The following is a 15,829-nucleotide window of genomic DNA, read 5'->3' as shown; positions in this document are numbered from 1 at the left end:
GAGGTCGATCGATCGGTGAGCCTGGCCACCGCTTCTCACTGCTCACCAGGCTCACCGGGCTCCGATGCCACCCACCTCGGATCGAGCAGCTCGGCCACGAACTCGCTCCCGGGTGCGCGGGCAATGTCCTCGAGCCGACCTTGCTGCTGCACGCGACCCGCCTCGATCACCACGAGCTCTCCGCGCAGCGCCATTGCGTCCCGCAGATCATGGGTGACCACCAGCGCAGGTCGACCGGCGCGGCACAGGTGCTCGGCGAGGAAGGCCCGGGTGCGACGGCGCTGGCCCACGTCGAGGGCCGAGAGCGGCTCGTCGAGCAGCAATCCCCGTGGGTCGGGGGCGAGGGCGCGGGCGAGGGCGATGCGCTGTCGCTGACCGCCACTGAGCTCGTGAGGGAGGCGCCCGGCCAGCTCGAGCGCGCCGAGGCGCTCGAGCGCCGTGCGAGCCCGCGCTCGCGCCCGAGCGCCGCGGCCACATCCGAAGGCCACGTTGTCGAGCGCGGTCATGTGCGGGAACAGGCCCAGACCCTGCGGTACGTAGCCCACGCGTCGCGCCTCGGGCGGTAGGTAGACCCTGGGGCCCGAGTCGAACCCCGAGTCGAACAAGACACGATCGTCGAGCACGACCCTACCCCGCAGATCACCCACGGCTCCCGCGATTGCCCGCAGCAGCGTGGTCTTGCCGGCGCCGTTGGGTCCGATCACGATCGTGGGCCCGTCGCCCGCCTCGAAGCGCACGTCGAGCTCGAGGTCTCCGAGGCGACCTCGTAGCTCCACCTGCCAGCCCGTGCTCATCGCTCGGCCCCCGCTCGGGCAGGGCTGGGCCACACCAGCCACCTCCGTGCCGCGCGGGCGGCCAGCAGGGTGACGAAGGCCAACAGCGCCAGCACCAGCGCGACCGCGGTGGCCACCCGCACGTCGGCCTCGAGCGCGGCATGGATCGCCAGCGGCATGGTCTGGGTGCGTCCGGGGAGGCTGCCCGCAAACAGCAGCGTGGCTCCGAACTCGCCCAGTGCTCGCGCCCAGCACAGCGCCGCGCCGTTGACGATCGCGGGCAGGCACAGCGGCACGGCAACGCGCAGGAAGGCCTGGCGCGGCGAGGCTCCGAGCGTGCGTGCCACCAGCAGCAGGTCGTCGTCCACCCCGCGAAAGCCAGCCGCCACCGATTGCACGTAGAACGGAGCGGCCACGACCACTTGGGCCACGATCACCGCGGTGGTCGTGAACGGCAGGGCCACCCCCAGGCCGCCCAGCAGGCCCTGACGACCGAACGCCAGCAACAGCGCGATGCCCATCACGGCGGGGGGGATCACGATGGGTAGCTCGACCGCCGTCTCGATCACCCTCGCCCATGGACCGCGTGCACGGGCCAGCATCCACGCCAGGGGAGTGCCGGTCACGATCACGATCGCGAGTGTGACCGCGGTGGTCCGTGCGCTGAGCGCCAGGGCGGGCATCACCAGCGGGTGCGCGAGCGCGGCCCACAGCTCGCCCGGCGAGCTGGCCAGGCCGAGGGCCGCGATCGGCAGCAGCAGGAACACGAGCAGTCCGAGCCCCAGGGCCACCCCCGGCGTTGCGCGGCGCAAGCGGAGGTACGGGTCAGCCATCGCGGCTCACGAAGCCATGACGCTCGAGCACGGTGCGGCCGGCCGAGGATCGCAGGTGGGTCACGAAGGCCTCGGCCAGGGCGGGCTCGCTCGCCGTGGTCAGCACGCCCACGTGGTACGTCGCGATGACGTTCACGTCGTTGGGGAGCTCGATCACCTCCACCCCGTGCGCGGCCGCGGCGTCGGTGCGGTACACCACCGTCGCATCGGCCTCGGCGAGCTCGACCTTGGCCAGCGAGAGCCGCACGTTGGCCTCGAGCGAGACCACGCGCTCCTCCACGCGAGCCCGAAACCCGGGGCCGTAGCGCTGCTCGGCGCGGTCGAGCATGGTGCGCGAGTACCTGCCCACGGGCACCTCGGCCGTGGCCAGGACCACGCGGCGGGCCTGGGGGAGCTGCTCGAGCGAGGTGATGCCGGCCGGGTTTCCCTGCGGGACCACCAGCACCAGCTCGCCCTCGGCGAAGACCTGGGCGTCCTTCACCAGCCCGGGGCTCACCAGCGCCTGCATGTGCTCGGCGTTGGCCGAGGCGAACACATCGGCGGGGGCGCCGTGCTCGATCTGCACCCGCAGCGCCTGGCTGCCCGCCGTGCTCACCACCACGTCGACGCCCGGATGGCTCGCCTCGAAGTCGGCCTCGAGCTCCCCGAAGGCATGGGTGAGCGACGAGGCGGCGAGCACGGTGAGAGTCCGCGAGGTCGCGTCGGCGGGGGCGCACCCGCAGGCCAGGCCGATCCACATCAGGCCGATCCAGCTCGGGTCGATCCAGCTCGGGCCGATCCACCCGAGTCGCACGAGCCACGGCGACGGTGACGAGGACGATGCGAGTCTCATGCCGCGAACGCGTGCCCCATGGCCGAGGCGTCGTAGGGGCCGACGGCGCCCACCTCCTTGCGAAGGCAGGTGTCGTCGAGCGCGTGCAGCAACCGGGCCACGTGGGGCAGGGTCGAGGTCTCGGCGGTCACGACCAGATCGAAGCCCTCGTCGACCAGCGGCAAGAAGCCGAGTCCATGGGCCCGGGCGACGGGCTCGATGCAGGGGCCCGCATCGGCCACGCCCAGCGACACCATGCGGGCGACGGCGTCGTGATCGACGGCCATGCGCACGGCGTGCAGGTCGGCCGTGCTCGCACCCACGCGAGCGAGCGCGCGCTCCAGCACCACGCGGGCGCCAGCGCCGGGCTCGCGCACGATCCACCGGACCGAGGGTCGAAGCAGCTCGTCGAGAGTGCGGCCTGCGAGGGCGGTCGGCAGCGCCACGCCCGTCTGCCAGCGGACCAGCCGGATCACGTGGGCCGGGCGGCCGAGTCGGGCGCGGACGAGCCGGGCGTGATCGGCTCCGGCGTCGTGATCCTCGAGGTGGATGCCCGCCACGTGGACCAGCCCATCGGCGAGCTGCTGGAGCGCGGTGGTGCTGTTGGTCGGGATCCAGTGCGCCCGACCGGGGACCGTCCGCTCCACGCGGTCGAGCACCATGGCCAGCACGGGGGCGCAGCCGGCCACGAGCACGTTGGTGGCCAGGACCTCGGGCGACGCGTGCACGCTCGCTCGCATGCGCGGGAGGGATCTCGCGCTTGGGGCCAACAGCAGACCGTCGGCGCTGCGCCACGATTGGGAGCCCAGGGCATGGGCCACCCAGCGATCGTTCACCCGCCCCAGCACCACGCGGCTCGGGCCGGGGTCGCCCTCGCGAGGGGGGCGGGCGAGCTCGACCTCCACGACCGGCTCGCCCGGCGACGCCACCGTCGCTGCGCTCATCCAGGCGAGCACCTCGTCGCGGCGGAATCGCCAGTGGCCCCGACCCAGCCGATGGCCGGGCAGGCCCCGGCGCAGCAACCGATAGAGGTGCTTGGGATGCACTCGCAGCAGGCGCGCGACCTCGGCCGAGGTGAGGAGCTCGTCATCCACTTGGCCTCGAAGGGTAGCAAAGAGTAACATCAAGGAACAACTACGACTGCGTGTTTAGCGCTGGGTCTGCGTCATGCCGCCTCTGCTGCCTCCATTGCTCGCGGTGCTCGCCGCTGCGCCGTCCAGCTCCGCCCCGGGCTCGTCCGAGTCCGAGCCCGAGACCGAGGCCGAGCCCACGGTGCGGACCACCATCGACCCCGGCTCGGGTATCCGGTGGACCGCCGCCGACGATCGCTTCTCGCTCGGGCTCGGCCTGTTCGCGCAGCTGCTGCATACCATCGAGCACGACGTCGCCGACGAGCAGACCACCCAGGCCTTCGAGTTCCGCCGCGCTCGCCTGCGCCTCGACGGCCACGTGTTCGGCCCGCACAACCGCTTCTTCGTGCAGCTGGCGTTCTCTCCCCGCGACCTCCAGTTCCAGGACGGCCGCCCCACCAAGACCCCGATCTTCGACTGGTTCGTCGAGTTCGATCACATCCCCGACGTGGTGCTGCGCGTGGGTCAGTTCCGCGTGCCGTTCAGCCGCCAGCGGCGGATCTCGATCGCCCACATCATGATGGCCGACCGCGCCCTGGCCAATTTCGAGTTCAACCTCGATCGCGACGTGGGCATGTCGGTGCGCTCGCCCGATCTCATGGGCTGGGGCCGGCTGCGCTACGAGCTGGGGGTGTTCATCGGCGAGGGCCGCGATGCATTCGCGCCCGGCGGACCCGGCATGCTCACGGTGGGCCGCGTGGAGGTGCTGCCGCTGGGCACGTTCTCCGACTACGACGAGACCGATCGCGATCGCTCCCGACGCCCGCGTCTGAGCCTCGGCGGCGCCTATGCGTTCCTCGCCGAGGCCAAGGGCAACCGCGGGATCCTGGGCCCGCCGCCCACCGACGGTGGCACCACCGACACGCACAACGTGACCGCCGACGCCATGCTCAAGGTGGCGGGCATGACGGTGCTGGGCGAGGTCTACTGGCGTCGCGGCCGGCGGGAGTATGGCGATGCCTTCGTCGACGATCCCGTGCTCGGCTCCGTGCTCGCGCCGCGCGAGGCCCCGCGCGACGGCTGGGGGTGGTTTCTGCAGGCGGGGTGGCTCGTGCCCCGCATCCCGCTCGAGCTCGGCACCCGCTATGGCTTCGTGCGTCCGTCCCGACGCGGCAGCTCGCTGCCTCCCCGCGACGAGGTCTCGGCCAGCGTGGGCTGGTACTTCCACGGGCCCGCGCTGAAGCTCGTGGCCGACTATACGCGAGGGTGGCCGCCGGGCTCGCTGCCCGAAGGCGGCGTGCACCAGGCCCGCGTGCAGCTCCAGGCGGCGTTCTGAGCGCTAGGGCTGCGCGATCCAGCGTCGCGGCACCCGAGGATCATCGACGGGCCGCGGCAGGGAGGGCGCTGCGCGTCGCGTGGCGGTGCGGAACGAATCGTCGGATGCCACGGTGGCCGTCTCGAATGCCGTCTCCCACAGCGCGAGCGTGTCGGCGTCCGTTGCCATCACCAGGGTGACGTCGTGTCCGTTCTGCACGACCGAGCGCACGCCCTCGGGCGGGGCCACGCTGCCGATCTCGCCGAAGCGCTCGGCCGAGGCGTCCGATCCGAACCGCAGCGACCACGCCAGCGCTACCTCGGCCTCGGCGGCGCCTCCGGCCACCAGCAGGTGGTCACCGGCCCAGTCTTCCACCAGTGCGTTGGCCGAGTCCTCGGAGAAGCCGCTGCGAAGCGCCACCACGTAGAGGATCCACGCGCCCAGCGTGTCCTCGGCCACGATCGACCAGCCCTCGGGGGGCGTGGTGGCCGACAGCGGCGGCAGGTCGACGACGTTGGCCGGGTCGTGGCCCGCCAGCGTGCGCAGGATGGCCGCGGTCGACACCGGAGGATCGTCGTAGAGCTCGAGCACCGCGCCCGTGCCCTCGGCCAGCCAGCGGTTGGTGACCAGCTCGCCTCCGAACGGATAGGGGAACGACGAGCTCAGATCGGTGTAGCCGGCCTCGACCCCGTCGCTTCCGACCCCGGCCGCCGCGTCGCGCAGGCCCTGCTGGGTCGCCGCGTAGTACTCGGCGAATGCTCCGGCCGTGATCGAGGCGCCCTCCTGGCGCGCCATGGCGACGTTGGAGAACAGCACCGCCTCGCCCTCGGTCACCGAGCGGATCGCGGTGTTGGAGTCCGACGAGCTCACGTGGGCATCGAAGAAGTCCTGCAGGCCCACGTCGACGTCTTGCTGGGCGTGCACGAACTCGTGCGAGAGGATGAACACCGCGGTCTCGTCGTCGACCGAGCCGAGGTTGGTCTCCACGATGGTCACGCTCGCGTCCTCGCGCGAGTAGAACGCCAGCACGTTGCGTGCATACGCCTGGATCGCAGCCTCGTTGCTCGAGCCCTCGCCCGGCGGGAGCAGGTCGAGCATGCGCAGGGCGGCTGCGAGCTGGGCATCCACGCGCTGCTCCTCGGCGGTGGGCTCGGGGCCTCCGCGCAGGAGGGCCTCGAACTCGTCGCGGGTGATCGAGTACACCGTGGGCACGGTGCGGCCTTCGTGCCCGCGGGCGCAGGCGGTCTGCACGAACACATGCTCGCGACAGTCGGCCGAGCCGATGTCGCAGACCGTCAGCGGTTCCTCGCAATCGTCCTGGCCGCAGGCGGTTGCGAGCAGCACGGCGGCGAGCCCGAGGGCTCGGCCACGAGGGGCGATGCAGAGCACGGAAGCGGCGAAGGGCAGGGGCAGGCGCACGGGCATCGACCGAGCATAGCCGAGCCCGGGCCGCGGGCCCACGCCGTCGGGACCGGTGTTAGCATGGCTCCATGGTGCGCGTGCATGGCTCCTTGATGTCGATCTTCTCGGTGGTACTGGCGGGGTGTCCCTGCATCGGGTTCGACGACACGCCATACGAGAGGACCGAGGACTTCACGGCGACCGAGGAGGAGGCCGAGCCGTTCGAGGGCCCCGACGGCGAGCTGCTGCCCGACGCCTGCGAGGAGTTGTGCATCGCCGAATTCGGCACCTCGCACATCGACGGGCCGCAGGATCTCCAGAGCTGCGAGCTGGTGTCCTACGACCCCCAGTATACCGAGGCCTACCTGTTCGAGTGCACGTTCGTGGTCTCCCCCCAGTGCATCGGAGGGCGCAGACCAGCGGGTCTGGCGTCGTCGGGCACGAGCGAGGGCGCGGAACCGATCGGTCGCTGGCTGGCCGAGACGGCGCACCTCGAGGCCGCCTCGGTGCCTGCGTTCGACCGGCTCGCGGCGCGGCTGTCGGCCCTGGGAGCGCCGGCCGCGTTGGTCGCCGCGGCCCGCGACGCAGCGCGCGACGAGGTGGAGCACGCGCGGGTGATGACGGCCCGGGCCCGTGCCCACGGGGCCGAGCCGGCCGCGGTCCGGGTGGATCCCATGCCCGAGCCGGACCTCGAGCACGCTCGGGAGCGAGAGCTGGAGGCGCTGGCCGTCGACAACGCGGTCGAGGGCTGCGTACGCGAGACCTGGGCCGCACTGGTGGCCTGGGTGCAGGCCGAGCACGCCGAGGACCTCGCGCTGCGCGAGGTGTTCGTCGGCATCGCGCGCGACGAGACCCGACACGCCGAGCTCGCGCGTTCGGTGTCGACATGGCTCGAGCCTCGGCTGTCACCTCGGGCGCGGGCACGCGTGAGGGCGGCCCGCGATCGGGCGGTCGCAGAGCTACGCCGCACGGCGGGCCGCGGTCTGCCCGAAGCGTCGCGCCAGCATCTGGGGCTGCCGTCGCGTGCGATGGCCCTCGCGCTGCTCGACGGACTGCAGCCGCGGCTGTGGGCGGCGTGAGCCGGTCCCGGGGCAGGACCATCGAGAGTCAGTCGGTTTGGAGCCACCTTATGCTCGGACGGCGGCCCGAGCGACATCGCACCGGATGGAGCGTGGTGTTAGTCTTTCGCCAGCGTGTCAGGACCCCTGCTCACAGAGATCCGTCTCGAGCGCTTCAAGGCGGCATTCAAGCCCGATCCCATCTCCCTACGGTCGTTCAACGTCATCATCGGGCGGAACGGCAGCGGCAAGAGCACGTTGCTGGAGGCGCTGCAGTGGCTCGACACGGCGCTGCGGCACGACACGCGTCGGGCATCGGATCGTTACTCCGGGATTCGAGATCTCATCAATCTGCGCAGTCGCATGCAGCCTCAGTACTTCGAGCTGGGACTCTGCTGGCATGATGGTGAGAGCGACGACTGGGCCTACAATGTCGTGGTCGTGGACGACGAGGGGCTTGCGAAGGTCGAGCGTGAATTCCTTGCCCACGGCTCCGACGTCTACATCGAGCCTAGAGGAGGAGGGCTGCGGTTGCTCGTCGACCCCAGCGGACGGCCTGTCGAGGTGCGAGAGCCCGAGCGGCTCGCGCTGGGGCGGGTGGTAGACGTTCCCGAAACGACGTCACGTTCACCAGCTTTCTTGCGCGACTTCTGGCAGCGAGCCGTGTTCCTACGACTCAGCCCCAGTGACCTCGCCAGGGGTTCGCCGGCCAAGCGTGCGTCCTACGAGCCGCTGCTCGACGAAGGCGGAGAGACCCTGCCTGCCTTGCTCAACGAGCTCGACGAGGAGCAGCGAGAGGCCTTGGTCGAGGCCGTGCAAGAGGTCTTGCCCTCGTTTCGCGGTCTCGAGGTCTCCGAGGCCTCCGGAGGCCGAGACGTGCGTGTCCACTACTCGTTGCTGGAGACCATGCCCTACCGCGGTCGCGCGGGGCGGTCCAAGTTCCCAATCCCGGCTTGGATGCTGTCCGAGGGTACTCGCCGCATCACAGCCATCCTCGCGTTGCTTCAGCGAGAGCCCCCGCCGTCATTGCTCTGCATCGAGGAGGTCGAGAACGGCCTGGACCCATGGACCGTGCAGGCGGTGCTCGGTCACCTGCAACAGGCTGCACGGCGAGGAATCCAGGTCGTGGTCACGACACACTCGCCTTGGCTGCTCGACCACGTTCCCATCGACTCGATCATTCAGGTTCGCCGCAAGGATGGTGACACGATCTACGAGCGATTCGCCGAGCGACCCGAGGTCCAGGCCTACGATCCGCGAGTGCCTGCCGGCACTCGCTACGTCAATGAAGCCGAGTGACGACGATGCGAATCGCCTTGTTCGTGGAAGGATCGGAGAATCGCGTCGTCCGCGGCGGCTTGCTCATCCGAGCGATGTGGAGTCGGCTGGCAGAGAACCTCGGGGTCCACGAATTCGCGAGCGTCATCCCCATCTCGAAGAAGCACCTGGTCGCGATGGATCCCGAGCAGCCACCCATGAGCGGTGCGGGAGAAGCGCTGGATCAGCTCATGGCCCGTCGCCATCGAAGCGAGCCCTTCGAGGCGGCCGTGGTCGCGTGGGATCTCGTGCCGGCGTGGAATCCCCAAGGGGGGTTCTGTCGCTGGCAAGAGACGCTAGACCTCTATCGTCACTTGGCGGCTTCGGCTGCGCTCGATGAGCCGTGGCGGCGTGCCGCGACCCGTCGTCACGAAGAGCTGAGACGTCGACCCTCGCCTGCCCACCGCGTGCAGGCCCACCGCTTGGCCCCATGCGAGGTGATCGCGGTGTGCATGGAGCCGATGTTCGAGGCCATGCTCCTCCAGCGCGAGCAGCACGTTCTTCGAGCACTCGGACTCGAAAGACGTCCGTTGGGGTGGCCGACCCAGGGATGGGGCTCCATTACCACGCGCAGACCCGACCAGGACGTGTTGGCTCCGGTCATTGGCGCGCTGCGGTGCGGTCCCCGTAAGCAATGGCCGCGGGTCGCCAAGACGATCGGCGCCGACGCGCGCAACAAGGACCCATGGCTCGAGTACCTTCTGCGCCGCCTGCTCGACGACCCCGAGGCCCGCGCGCTCGTGCTCGCCCATCCGATCTGCCGCCGTCTGCAGGAGTGCCTCGCCCGCCGATAGCCGCTACGCTTCGGGTTGGGTCCGTGTCGTCTTCGTCCACCACTCGCCCGCCGCGGTCGACCTACATCGTCGGCCCGGTCTACGACTGGGCGTTCTTCCTCGGTCCGCCGGTGGCGGCGCTGCTGCTGGGCATCGCCTTGTCGGGCACCCACCTGGCCAACGAGACCTTCGTGTGGTCGGGCCAGTGGGTCACCGCCACCGGCCTGGGCCTGGGGATCTTCATCCACGCCCACCTGGTGCTGGTGCTCTATCGCAGCCACGCCAATCGCAACGTGCTGCGCCAGCACCCCTACCGCTTCTCGCTGGTGCCGGGGATGCTGCTCCTGGCCATGCTCGTGTCCCCGGTGGCGGCGGTGTGCTGCTCGGTGCTCGCCACGTTCTGGGACGTCTACCACTCGGGCGCGCAGACCTTCGGCTTCGGGCGCATCTACGACGCCAAGCGCGGCAACGATCCGCATCAGGGGCGCAGGCTCGACTTCGCCGTCAACCAGCTGCTCTATGCCGGTCCCATCGTCGCGGGCGCGACCATGATGGATCACTTCGAGGACTTCCGAGAGTTCGAGGCGGTCCACATCGCGTTCTTCACCCGCATCCCCGCGTTCATGGAAGGGCATCAGGCCGTCGTAATGCGCTGGGTCATCGGGCTGGGCACGGCGCTCCTGGCCTACTACGTCCACGCGCAGTGGCGGATGGCTCGGCAGGGTCGCGTCGTCTCCTGGCAGAAGGTCTACCTGCTCACCAGCACCGGGCTCGTCTCCATCTACACCTGGGGCCTGAACACCTGGGGCGAGGCGTTCCTCATCATGAACGTGTTCCACGCCCTGCAGTACTTCGGCATCGTGTGGGCCACCGAGCGCGCCAACCTGCGGCGCTCGTTTCGGCTGGAGCGAGTGCCAGGGGGCGGCGTGCTGACCTGGTGGATCTTCGTGGGCTCGGCCGTGGCCTACGGAATCGCCGTGGAGGCCTGGGCCGACGGGCGTTCCATGACCTGGTGGTCGGTCACCATCGTCGTGTCGCTCATGCACTTTTGGTACGACGGGTTCGTTTGGTCAGTGCGCAAGGCGCGCGAATAGGAGCAGATAGGGGCTGGTGATCGCCGTCGGTTGATCTCCAGGGGGGGTGCGGTACTGTGCTCCCAATGGGCGCGGGCCTCGAGGAGCTGGGCATCATCGACGACGACGAAAATGCGGCGGGTGCCCGCAAGCGAGTGGCGCAGCCCCACGTACCGCCCGAGGAGGAGCACACGCGGCGCGTGGAGGTGCTGCAGCGGATGCTTCGCCAGGTCACGCTGTTCGATGGGCTCTTGCCCGTGCACCTCGAGCGGATCTCCAACCTCGTGCAGGAGGTGCACTTTCGCCCCGGCGACACCGTGTTCGGCCACGGCGACGAGGGCGACGGCCTCTACCTCATCCTCACGGGCGCGGTGCGGATCAGCCGGCGCATGTCCGGGGTGGGCGAGGAGGCGCTCGCGGTGCTCAAGCCCGGCATGTACTTCGGCGAGATGTCGATCGTCGACGACGACGTGCCGCGCTCGGCCGACGCCATCGCCCATGAAGAGACGCGGCTCCTGCGGCTGCCCAAGGACGACCTGCGCGACCTGATGTTCGTGGATCGCGAGCTGGCCTACGAGCTGTTGTGGCGGTTCGTGCGGACGCTGAGCGCCCGGCTGCGGGACAGCAACGACCGGCTGCTCATGCTGACGGTCTCGTCGAAGTTCTAACGCGGCACTCGACCGCGTGGCGCGGGGTGTCGCAAAAGTTCGAGACGCGACCGCGCCGATTGGTGCATGCTCCGCGCCATGACCACGTATCACGGAGGTTGTCACTGCGGTGCGGTTCGCTACGAGGTGGAGCTGGAGCTCGACACGGTGATCGCCTGCAATTGTTCCATCTGCGCCAAGGAGGGCTGGCGGCTCGCGTTCGTCCCCGCGGCCGCGTTCACCCTGCGGCAAGGCGAGGACGCCCTGCGCGACTACCAGTTCGGCAATCACCACATCCACCACCTGTTCTGCACGACCTGCGGCATTCGGTCGTTCACCTGGGGCACCGGCTCCGACGGCGCCAAGATGTACTCGGTGAACGTGCGCTGCCTCGACGGGGTGGACGCGGAGTCGCTGAAGGTCCAGCACTACGACGGCGCGAGCCTGTAGGCGCGAGCCTCCGGGTCAGGGGCTCGGCGTGGCTTCGGGCCGCTCGGCGTCGGGCGGCATCGTGAGCCTCTGGCACAGCGCCGAGGCGGTCTGCTCGGTTCGACTGGGCTTGACGTGGTCCTCCAGGCCGAAGTCGCAGTGCCAGCGTCCGCCGATCGTGTCGCCCGGCTGCGTGCTCTCGGGGTAGCTCTGGCGCAGATGGAGGTGCTGCGTCTGGCAGCCACCGCCAATCAGCCGCTCGTAGGGCTTGCACGCCGCGAACACGTGGTAGTGCTCGCCCCTGGCCGTGCGGATCGCCACCGCACCCGGCTGCGGGTCGGGGGTGGCGTTGGACTGCGCCTGCATGTCGACGGCGATCGTCTCGACGTGGCGAGCGTCCCGGATCGCGGTCTGGTCGGTGTACGAGGTGCAGACGCCCTCGAAACACGACGCGTGGCCTTCGCACCACGGCGGGGAGTCCTGCTGGCAAGCGGCCCCGAGCGGGAGCTTGCTGGTCGGCTCCTCGCCCTCGCGCATGCAGCCGGAGCTCGCCAGGGCCCACAGCAATGGCACCACCGACCTCCACCACACGAGCGAGTGCGGGCGGCGATGACACGGTATGGGCACGAGCCGACGGTAGCACGGCGTCCACCGGGGTGGATCGGTCTTCGCAGGGCTGCGGGTCCACCCGGGCGAGGACTCGGGTAGAGTGGCGGACCACCAGATCGAGCGGACCGAGCAGGCGCCGCGGGCTCGTGCGGAGCGGGCGGTGGGGGCCGGCCTGGCGGTCGCTGGCCTCGCGGCCTCGTTCGTCGCCCCCGTGGTGGGTGCGCCGCTGCTCGGCGCGGGTACGCTGGTGCTGCTCTACTCGTTCATCCGCGTGCGCCTGCGGACCCACGCGACCGACCCCTACAAGGATGTGATCCGATGAGCCTGCCCGCCGTACGCGCCGCAGCCGACCTGCAGCACCGCCCCCGCGGCAGCATGATGATGTGCTCCACCGACGAGATCCCCGGGTTTCGAATCGTGCGCACGCTGGGACTGGTGCGCGGCAACACGGTGCGCGCCCGCAACGTGGGCGTGGACATCATTGCCGGACTCAAGGCGCTGGTGGGCGGCGAGATCGGCGACTACACCAAGATGCTGGCCGAGAGCCGCGAGCAGTCGATCGATCGCATGCGCGCCGAGGCGCTGGCGCTGGGGGCCAACGCGATCGTGGCGGTGCGGTTCACGACCTCGACCGTGATGCAGGGGGCCGCGGAGATGCTGGTGTACGGCACGGCCGTGGTGGGGGAGCCGCTGGATCTCTGATGGGCGGGATGTTGGTGATGGCCGTGCTCGGCTTGGTGATGGCCGAGCCCGAGCCGGATCCGACGACCGAGGCCGCTGCTCCGGCGACCGAGGCCCCGGTGACCGAGCCCGCTTCCCCGGCGACGGAGGCCGTTCCGCTTCGCCCGCCGCGAGTGCTCGAGCCGCGCCGCATCGTGCCCCGCAATCGACGTCCCCATGGCCGGTCGATCTCCCGGTTCACCACGCGCCCTCCGCTGGTGCGGCCGGCCCTGCGCGTGGCGCCCGGGTTCTCGGCGCGCCCGACCGGTCGCCCCTACGCGGCATTCGGCTTCGACGCGCTGGCCTCGGTGATGCTGGGCCTGCACGGTGGCTATCGTCAGTGGGGCCTGGCCCCCGAGCTGGGCTACTCGCTGCGAACCCCTCGGCTCGACCATCGCCTGCTCGCGGGCATGGGGCTGGTCTACGGGATCAACGCGGAGTCCTGGACGGTGGGCTGGCTGCCGCGGGTGGTGCTGCAGCCCGAAACCGGGGCGCTGGCGCTCGGGGTGCGCAATGGCCTTTGGTACGACTTCGCCGAGAACGGCTTCTCCGTCGAACTCTCGCATCAGTGGCTCGTGCTCGGCGGCGCGCCGGTGCACGAGCTGCAGGTCACGCTTGGGCTCGACGTCGCGATGCTCCTGTTCGTCGTCACCGATGCGAGGATGGCGTGGCTATGACGGGCCGGGTGAGACGTCGGGTGAGATGCCTGGGCGGATCGGTGCTGCTGGTGGCGGCGCTGGGCTGCGGCCCACCGCTTCGGCGCCTGACCGAGCAGCGCGCCTACGACCAGGCGCTGTGTGCCGCCTCGGAGCGCTCGCGGGATCCGGCCCATGATCTCGAGTGGGTGGCCGGTCGCCTCGATGCGGATGCGCGGCCGCGGCTGCACCTCTACGCGGTGCCGCGCGAGGAGCTCGAGCGCTCGCTGGGGGAGGCGGGGCGGCGGCTCGCCGAGCAGGTGGTGCTGGTGCGCGCCGTGGTGGCGATCGACGGCGTCCAGATCGACGACTTCGGGGTCCGCGTGGCGCTCCTGGGCGAGCAGGGGCCGGTTCCCTCGCAGCCGGCCAGCCTCGAGGCGATCGCATCACTGGTGGGCGAGACGATCCCCGAGGACGAGGTCCAGCGGATCGAGAGCCGCCGCGAGTTGGTGCCCGAGCGCTTCGCTCGGCGTCCGCTGATGGGCGTGGTTGCCGGCGTGTTCGAGGCCTCGACGCTGTTCATCGTGCCGGTCACCGAGATCACCGGGCACACGCGTCGCCGACCCGAGCAGACGATCCGCACCCCTCCGTCGGAGGACGAGGTGGTGGCAGCGGCTCCGGTGGCCTCGTTGCTGGCCAGCGAGGTCCAGCGGTGGAGCCACGTGGAGTATGGCGACGGGAAGGAGATCTCGAGCGTGTGGCTGTGGCCGCGCTCGCTCGCGACCGAGTCGGCCACGCTGGTGGTCGAGTGGAGCTACGCCGCCCACGGCTGTGCCGGGCGCAAGCCGGCGATGCGTCGATACATGCTCGACACGGCCGAGGCGGTGCGCACGGTCTCGTGGCCGCTGCCGCCGGGTGGCGAGCTCGAGTCGCGGATCAACGCGCTGTTCGGCGACCGCATGCAGCCGCTCTTGCCGTGAGGCATCCGGCGCTACGGGCACGCCTCGCCCTCGAGGTTGCCGCAGATCGTCGTGACCCCTCCCACCACGACCCCCGCCGCAAACGTCTCGGCCTCCAGGGTGCTCATCGACGCGTGATCGCTGATCTCGAGGTCTTCGCTCACCTGCATCAGCTGCAGGCCAGTCAGGCTGGTGAGCACGGCGTTGCTGCGGAACCGAAACGAACCATAGGCGAAGTGGAGGTTGCTGATCGCGTAGACGTCCGTCAGCACGTCGTTGTCGGCCACGAGGATGTTCCCGAAGAACGTTCCCCCTTCGGGGGCCTGATCGCCGCCGAACCTCGCGGGCTCCGCCTCGACGCTGGGGTTGGCGAGCTCGTCCGGCTGATCCGAGAGCCCCACACAGGCGGTACACTGGCCGATGAATTCGGCGCCCGCGAGCGAGACGAGCGCGTCGTTGTTCTGGATCGCGATGTCTCCGAACGCGCTCATGGACGGCCGAAACGACAGCGTCGTCAGCCTGGCGTTGTCCACGATGTCGATGTTCCCGCCGATCTCCGTCAGGCCCTCCAGCCCGGCCAGGGTCTCCGCCTCGGTGGCCACGAGCTCCAGCCCGCCGCCGATGCGATGAAGCGAGGCCAGCGGGGTCAGCTCTGCCGCCGTCCCCGAGATCCGCAGCGTGCCCTCCACCACTCCCAGGCAGCTCTGCTCGTCCACGGCTTGCTGGGAGGCCAGCTCGAGATCTCCCGCGATGGTGAGCCGACGGTCTTCGGCCACGGCCAAGGTCCCGTCGTCGCACACGTACGTCACGCAGCCATCGAGCGACTCGAGCTCCTCGCCGTCCTCGATGGTCTGGCCTTCGCCGCTGCACGGCAGCGGATCGAGCGGACGTGCGTTGCACGCGAGCAGGGCCGACAGGGAGGTGAGGATCGCGAAGAGATGATGGTGTGCCATGACGATTGCATCATTCCATACACGGGTACAGCTCGCGCGGTGTCTCGGCGAACGTGATGCAGCGAGCCAGGCGACCGTAGCCGAAGAAGCCGCGCTGGGATTCCTCGGTGGCGAACAGCCACACGCACGCCTGCTCGGTGCTGCTGCTCATCGGCCGACCGGCGCCGCTCACCCCCCGCGGGGCCATCGCATCGGCGATGCGCGCTCGCTCCTGGGGGAAGGTGCGCTGTAGCAAGGCCACGTGGTCGCACACGCTGCGGGGGCTGGGGGCCCGCACGAAGAAGTACCAGACCACACCCAGCGTCCCCCCGATGACCACGAACGCCAGCACGGTGCCGACGAGCGTGCGTCGACGGTACCGTGCGATCAAGGGGGGGAGGTCGTGGGGCAGCGGCTCGCTCATGGCGGCGCACGGTCAGTCTACCCCGGGGGCGGCCTCCTTTGACGACTCTC

The 15,829-nt window shown here is 70.3% G+C and carries 19 protein-coding genes; 11 read left to right on the top strand and 8 right to left on the bottom strand.

Annotated elements, in window-relative coordinates; genetic code table 11:
• Positions 1 to 35: 35 nt before the first annotated feature.
• Genes OEB96_RS36745 through OEB96_RS36730 form a run of 4 tightly spaced genes read right to left on the bottom strand, consistent with a single transcriptional unit; the run spans position 36 to position 3,511 of the window.
• A complete protein-coding gene (locus OEB96_RS36745) occupies positions 36 to 794 on the bottom strand; it encodes an ABC transporter ATP-binding protein (RefSeq protein WP_266221548.1) in 759 nt (252 codons plus the stop codon).
• Complete coding sequence (locus OEB96_RS36740) at positions 791 to 1,606, bottom strand: ABC transporter permease (protein ID WP_266221547.1); 816 nt, start codon at positions 1,604 to 1,606, stop codon at positions 791 to 793. The genes OEB96_RS36745 and OEB96_RS36740 overlap by 4 nt, the downstream gene beginning before the upstream one ends.
• Positions 1,599 to 2,438, bottom strand: coding sequence for a molybdate ABC transporter substrate-binding protein (gene modA / locus OEB96_RS36735; protein ID WP_266221546.1), 840 nt, complete (start codon positions 2,436 to 2,438; stop codon positions 1,599 to 1,601). The genes OEB96_RS36740 and modA overlap by 8 nt, the downstream gene beginning before the upstream one ends.
• Complete coding sequence (locus OEB96_RS36730; protein ID WP_266221545.1) at positions 2,435 to 3,511, bottom strand: helix-turn-helix transcriptional regulator; 1,077 nt, start codon at positions 3,509 to 3,511, stop codon at positions 2,435 to 2,437. The genes modA and OEB96_RS36730 overlap by 4 nt, the downstream gene beginning before the upstream one ends.
• 73 nt (positions 3,512 to 3,584) lie before the next feature.
• On the opposite strand from OEB96_RS36730, the gene OEB96_RS36725 reads away from it, so the two are divergent.
• Positions 3,585 to 4,823 carry a porin gene (locus OEB96_RS36725; RefSeq protein ID WP_266221544.1) on the top strand — a complete coding sequence of 413 codons (1,239 nt, stop codon included), beginning with the start codon at positions 3,585 to 3,587 and terminating at the stop codon, positions 4,821 to 4,823.
• Between the two features lie 3 nt (positions 4,824 to 4,826).
• Here the strand turns inward: OEB96_RS36725 and OEB96_RS36720 are convergent, their stop codons facing one another.
• Entirely contained in the window at positions 4,827 to 6,227 is a 1,401-nt protein-coding gene (locus tag OEB96_RS36720) for a hypothetical protein (RefSeq protein WP_266221543.1), read from the bottom strand.
• A 65-nt stretch (positions 6,228 to 6,292) separates the two neighbouring features.
• Between OEB96_RS36720 and OEB96_RS36715 the strand changes: the two genes are divergently transcribed.
• The 6 genes from OEB96_RS36715 (at position 6,293) to OEB96_RS36690 (ending at position 11,521) form a co-directional block, all read left to right on the top strand.
• On the top strand, positions 6,293 to 7,282 hold the full coding sequence (locus OEB96_RS36715) for a ferritin-like domain-containing protein (RefSeq protein WP_266221542.1): 990 nt from the start codon (positions 6,293 to 6,295) through the stop codon (positions 7,280 to 7,282).
• A 114-nt stretch (positions 7,283 to 7,396) separates the two neighbouring features.
• Positions 7,397 to 8,560: an AAA family ATPase gene (locus OEB96_RS36710; protein ID WP_266221541.1), complete on the top strand. Its 1,164-nt coding sequence runs from the start codon at positions 7,397 to 7,399 to the stop codon at positions 8,558 to 8,560.
• Between the two features lie 5 nt (positions 8,561 to 8,565).
• On the top strand, positions 8,566 to 9,372 hold the full coding sequence (locus tag OEB96_RS36705; RefSeq protein ID WP_266221540.1) for a hypothetical protein: 807 nt from the start codon (positions 8,566 to 8,568) through the stop codon (positions 9,370 to 9,372).
• Positions 9,373 to 9,395: 23 nt separating this feature from the next.
• Complete coding sequence (locus tag OEB96_RS36700; RefSeq protein ID WP_266221539.1) at positions 9,396 to 10,445, top strand: hypothetical protein; 1,050 nt, start codon at positions 9,396 to 9,398, stop codon at positions 10,443 to 10,445.
• Positions 10,446 to 10,510: 65 nt separating this feature from the next.
• Positions 10,511 to 11,092, top strand: coding sequence for a cyclic nucleotide-binding domain-containing protein (locus OEB96_RS36695; RefSeq protein ID WP_266221538.1), 582 nt, complete (start codon positions 10,511 to 10,513; stop codon positions 11,090 to 11,092).
• Positions 11,093 to 11,170: 78 nt separating this feature from the next.
• Entirely contained in the window at positions 11,171 to 11,521 is a 351-nt protein-coding gene (locus OEB96_RS36690) for a GFA family protein (protein WP_266221537.1), read from the top strand.
• A gap of 15 nt (positions 11,522 to 11,536) precedes the next feature.
• Here OEB96_RS36690 and OEB96_RS36685 read toward each other — a convergent pair whose 3' ends face one another.
• On the bottom strand, positions 11,537 to 12,073 hold the full coding sequence (locus OEB96_RS36685; RefSeq protein ID WP_266221536.1) for a hypothetical protein: 537 nt from the start codon (positions 12,071 to 12,073) through the stop codon (positions 11,537 to 11,539).
• 136 nt (positions 12,074 to 12,209) lie between these two features.
• Between OEB96_RS36685 and OEB96_RS36680 the strand changes: the two genes are divergently transcribed.
• The 4 genes from OEB96_RS36680 to OEB96_RS36665 are packed head-to-tail and all read left to right on the top strand — an operon-like array spanning position 12,210 to position 14,444.
• Entirely contained in the window at positions 12,210 to 12,431 is a 222-nt protein-coding gene (locus tag OEB96_RS36680; protein ID WP_266221535.1) for a hypothetical protein, read from the top strand.
• Complete coding sequence (locus tag OEB96_RS36675) at positions 12,428 to 12,811, top strand: YbjQ family protein (protein WP_266221534.1); 384 nt, start codon at positions 12,428 to 12,430, stop codon at positions 12,809 to 12,811. Before OEB96_RS36680 ends, OEB96_RS36675 begins: the two co-directional genes overlap by 4 nt.
• Positions 12,812 to 12,819: 8 nt before the next feature.
• Complete coding sequence (locus OEB96_RS36670; protein WP_266221533.1) at positions 12,820 to 13,506, top strand: hypothetical protein; 687 nt, start codon at positions 12,820 to 12,822, stop codon at positions 13,504 to 13,506.
• An 8-nt stretch (positions 13,507 to 13,514) separates the two neighbouring features.
• Entirely contained in the window at positions 13,515 to 14,444 is a 930-nt protein-coding gene (locus OEB96_RS36665) for a hypothetical protein (RefSeq protein WP_266221532.1), read from the top strand.
• 11 nt (positions 14,445 to 14,455) lie between these two features.
• Here OEB96_RS36665 and OEB96_RS36660 read toward each other — a convergent pair whose 3' ends face one another.
• Complete coding sequence (locus OEB96_RS36660; protein WP_266221531.1) at positions 14,456 to 15,376, bottom strand: hypothetical protein; 921 nt, start codon at positions 15,374 to 15,376, stop codon at positions 14,456 to 14,458.
• Between the two features lie 10 nt (positions 15,377 to 15,386).
• Positions 15,387 to 15,779, bottom strand: a complete 393-nt coding sequence (locus tag OEB96_RS36655; RefSeq protein ID WP_266221530.1) for a hypothetical protein — start codon at positions 15,777 to 15,779, stop codon at positions 15,387 to 15,389.
• Positions 15,780 to 15,829 lie beyond the last annotated feature (50 nt).

Origin of the sequence: Paraliomyxa miuraensis (assembly GCF_026337845.1) — a bacterium.
Lineage (GTDB): Bacteria > Myxococcota_A > Polyangia > Nannocystales > Nannocystaceae > Paraliomyxa > Paraliomyxa miuraensis.
The sequence above is the reverse complement of the archived record's forward strand: the minus strand, read 5'-3'. Positions and strand labels throughout refer to the sequence as shown.

Bases quoted from the DNA above. Each gene is read 5' to 3' on its own strand.
- OEB96_RS36675 (WP_266221534.1), top strand. From the start codon at position 12,428: ATGAGCCTGCCCGCCGTACGCGCCGCAGCCGACCTGCAGCACCGCCCC.
- OEB96_RS36690 (WP_266221537.1), top strand. From the start codon at position 11,171: ATGACCACGTATCACGGAGGTTGTCACTGCGGTGCGGTTCGCTACGAG.
- OEB96_RS36655 (WP_266221530.1), bottom strand. From the start codon at position 15,779: ATGAGCGAGCCGCTGCCCCACGACCTCCCCCCCTTGATCGCACGGTAC.
- OEB96_RS36720 (WP_266221543.1), bottom strand. From the start codon at position 6,227: ATGCCCGTGCGCCTGCCCCTGCCCTTCGCCGCTTCCGTGCTCTGCATC.
- OEB96_RS36695 (WP_266221538.1), top strand. From the start codon at position 10,511: ATGGGCGCGGGCCTCGAGGAGCTGGGCATCATCGACGACGACGAAAAT.
- OEB96_RS36740 (WP_266221547.1), bottom strand. From the start codon at position 1,606: ATGGCTGACCCGTACCTCCGCTTGCGCCGCGCAACGCCGGGGGTGGCC.
- OEB96_RS36745 (WP_266221548.1), bottom strand. From the start codon at position 794: ATGAGCACGGGCTGGCAGGTGGAGCTACGAGGTCGCCTCGGAGACCTC.
- OEB96_RS36715 (WP_266221542.1), top strand. From the start codon at position 6,293: ATGGTGCGCGTGCATGGCTCCTTGATGTCGATCTTCTCGGTGGTACTG.
- OEB96_RS36670 (WP_266221533.1), top strand. From the start codon at position 12,820: ATGTTGGTGATGGCCGTGCTCGGCTTGGTGATGGCCGAGCCCGAGCCG.
- modA (WP_266221546.1), bottom strand. From the start codon at position 2,438: ATGAGACTCGCATCGTCCTCGTCACCGTCGCCGTGGCTCGTGCGACTC.
- OEB96_RS36705 (WP_266221540.1), top strand. From the start codon at position 8,566: ATGCGAATCGCCTTGTTCGTGGAAGGATCGGAGAATCGCGTCGTCCGC.
- OEB96_RS36660 (WP_266221531.1), bottom strand. From the start codon at position 15,376: ATGGCACACCATCATCTCTTCGCGATCCTCACCTCCCTGTCGGCCCTG.
- OEB96_RS36725 (WP_266221544.1), top strand. From the start codon at position 3,585: ATGCCGCCTCTGCTGCCTCCATTGCTCGCGGTGCTCGCCGCTGCGCCG.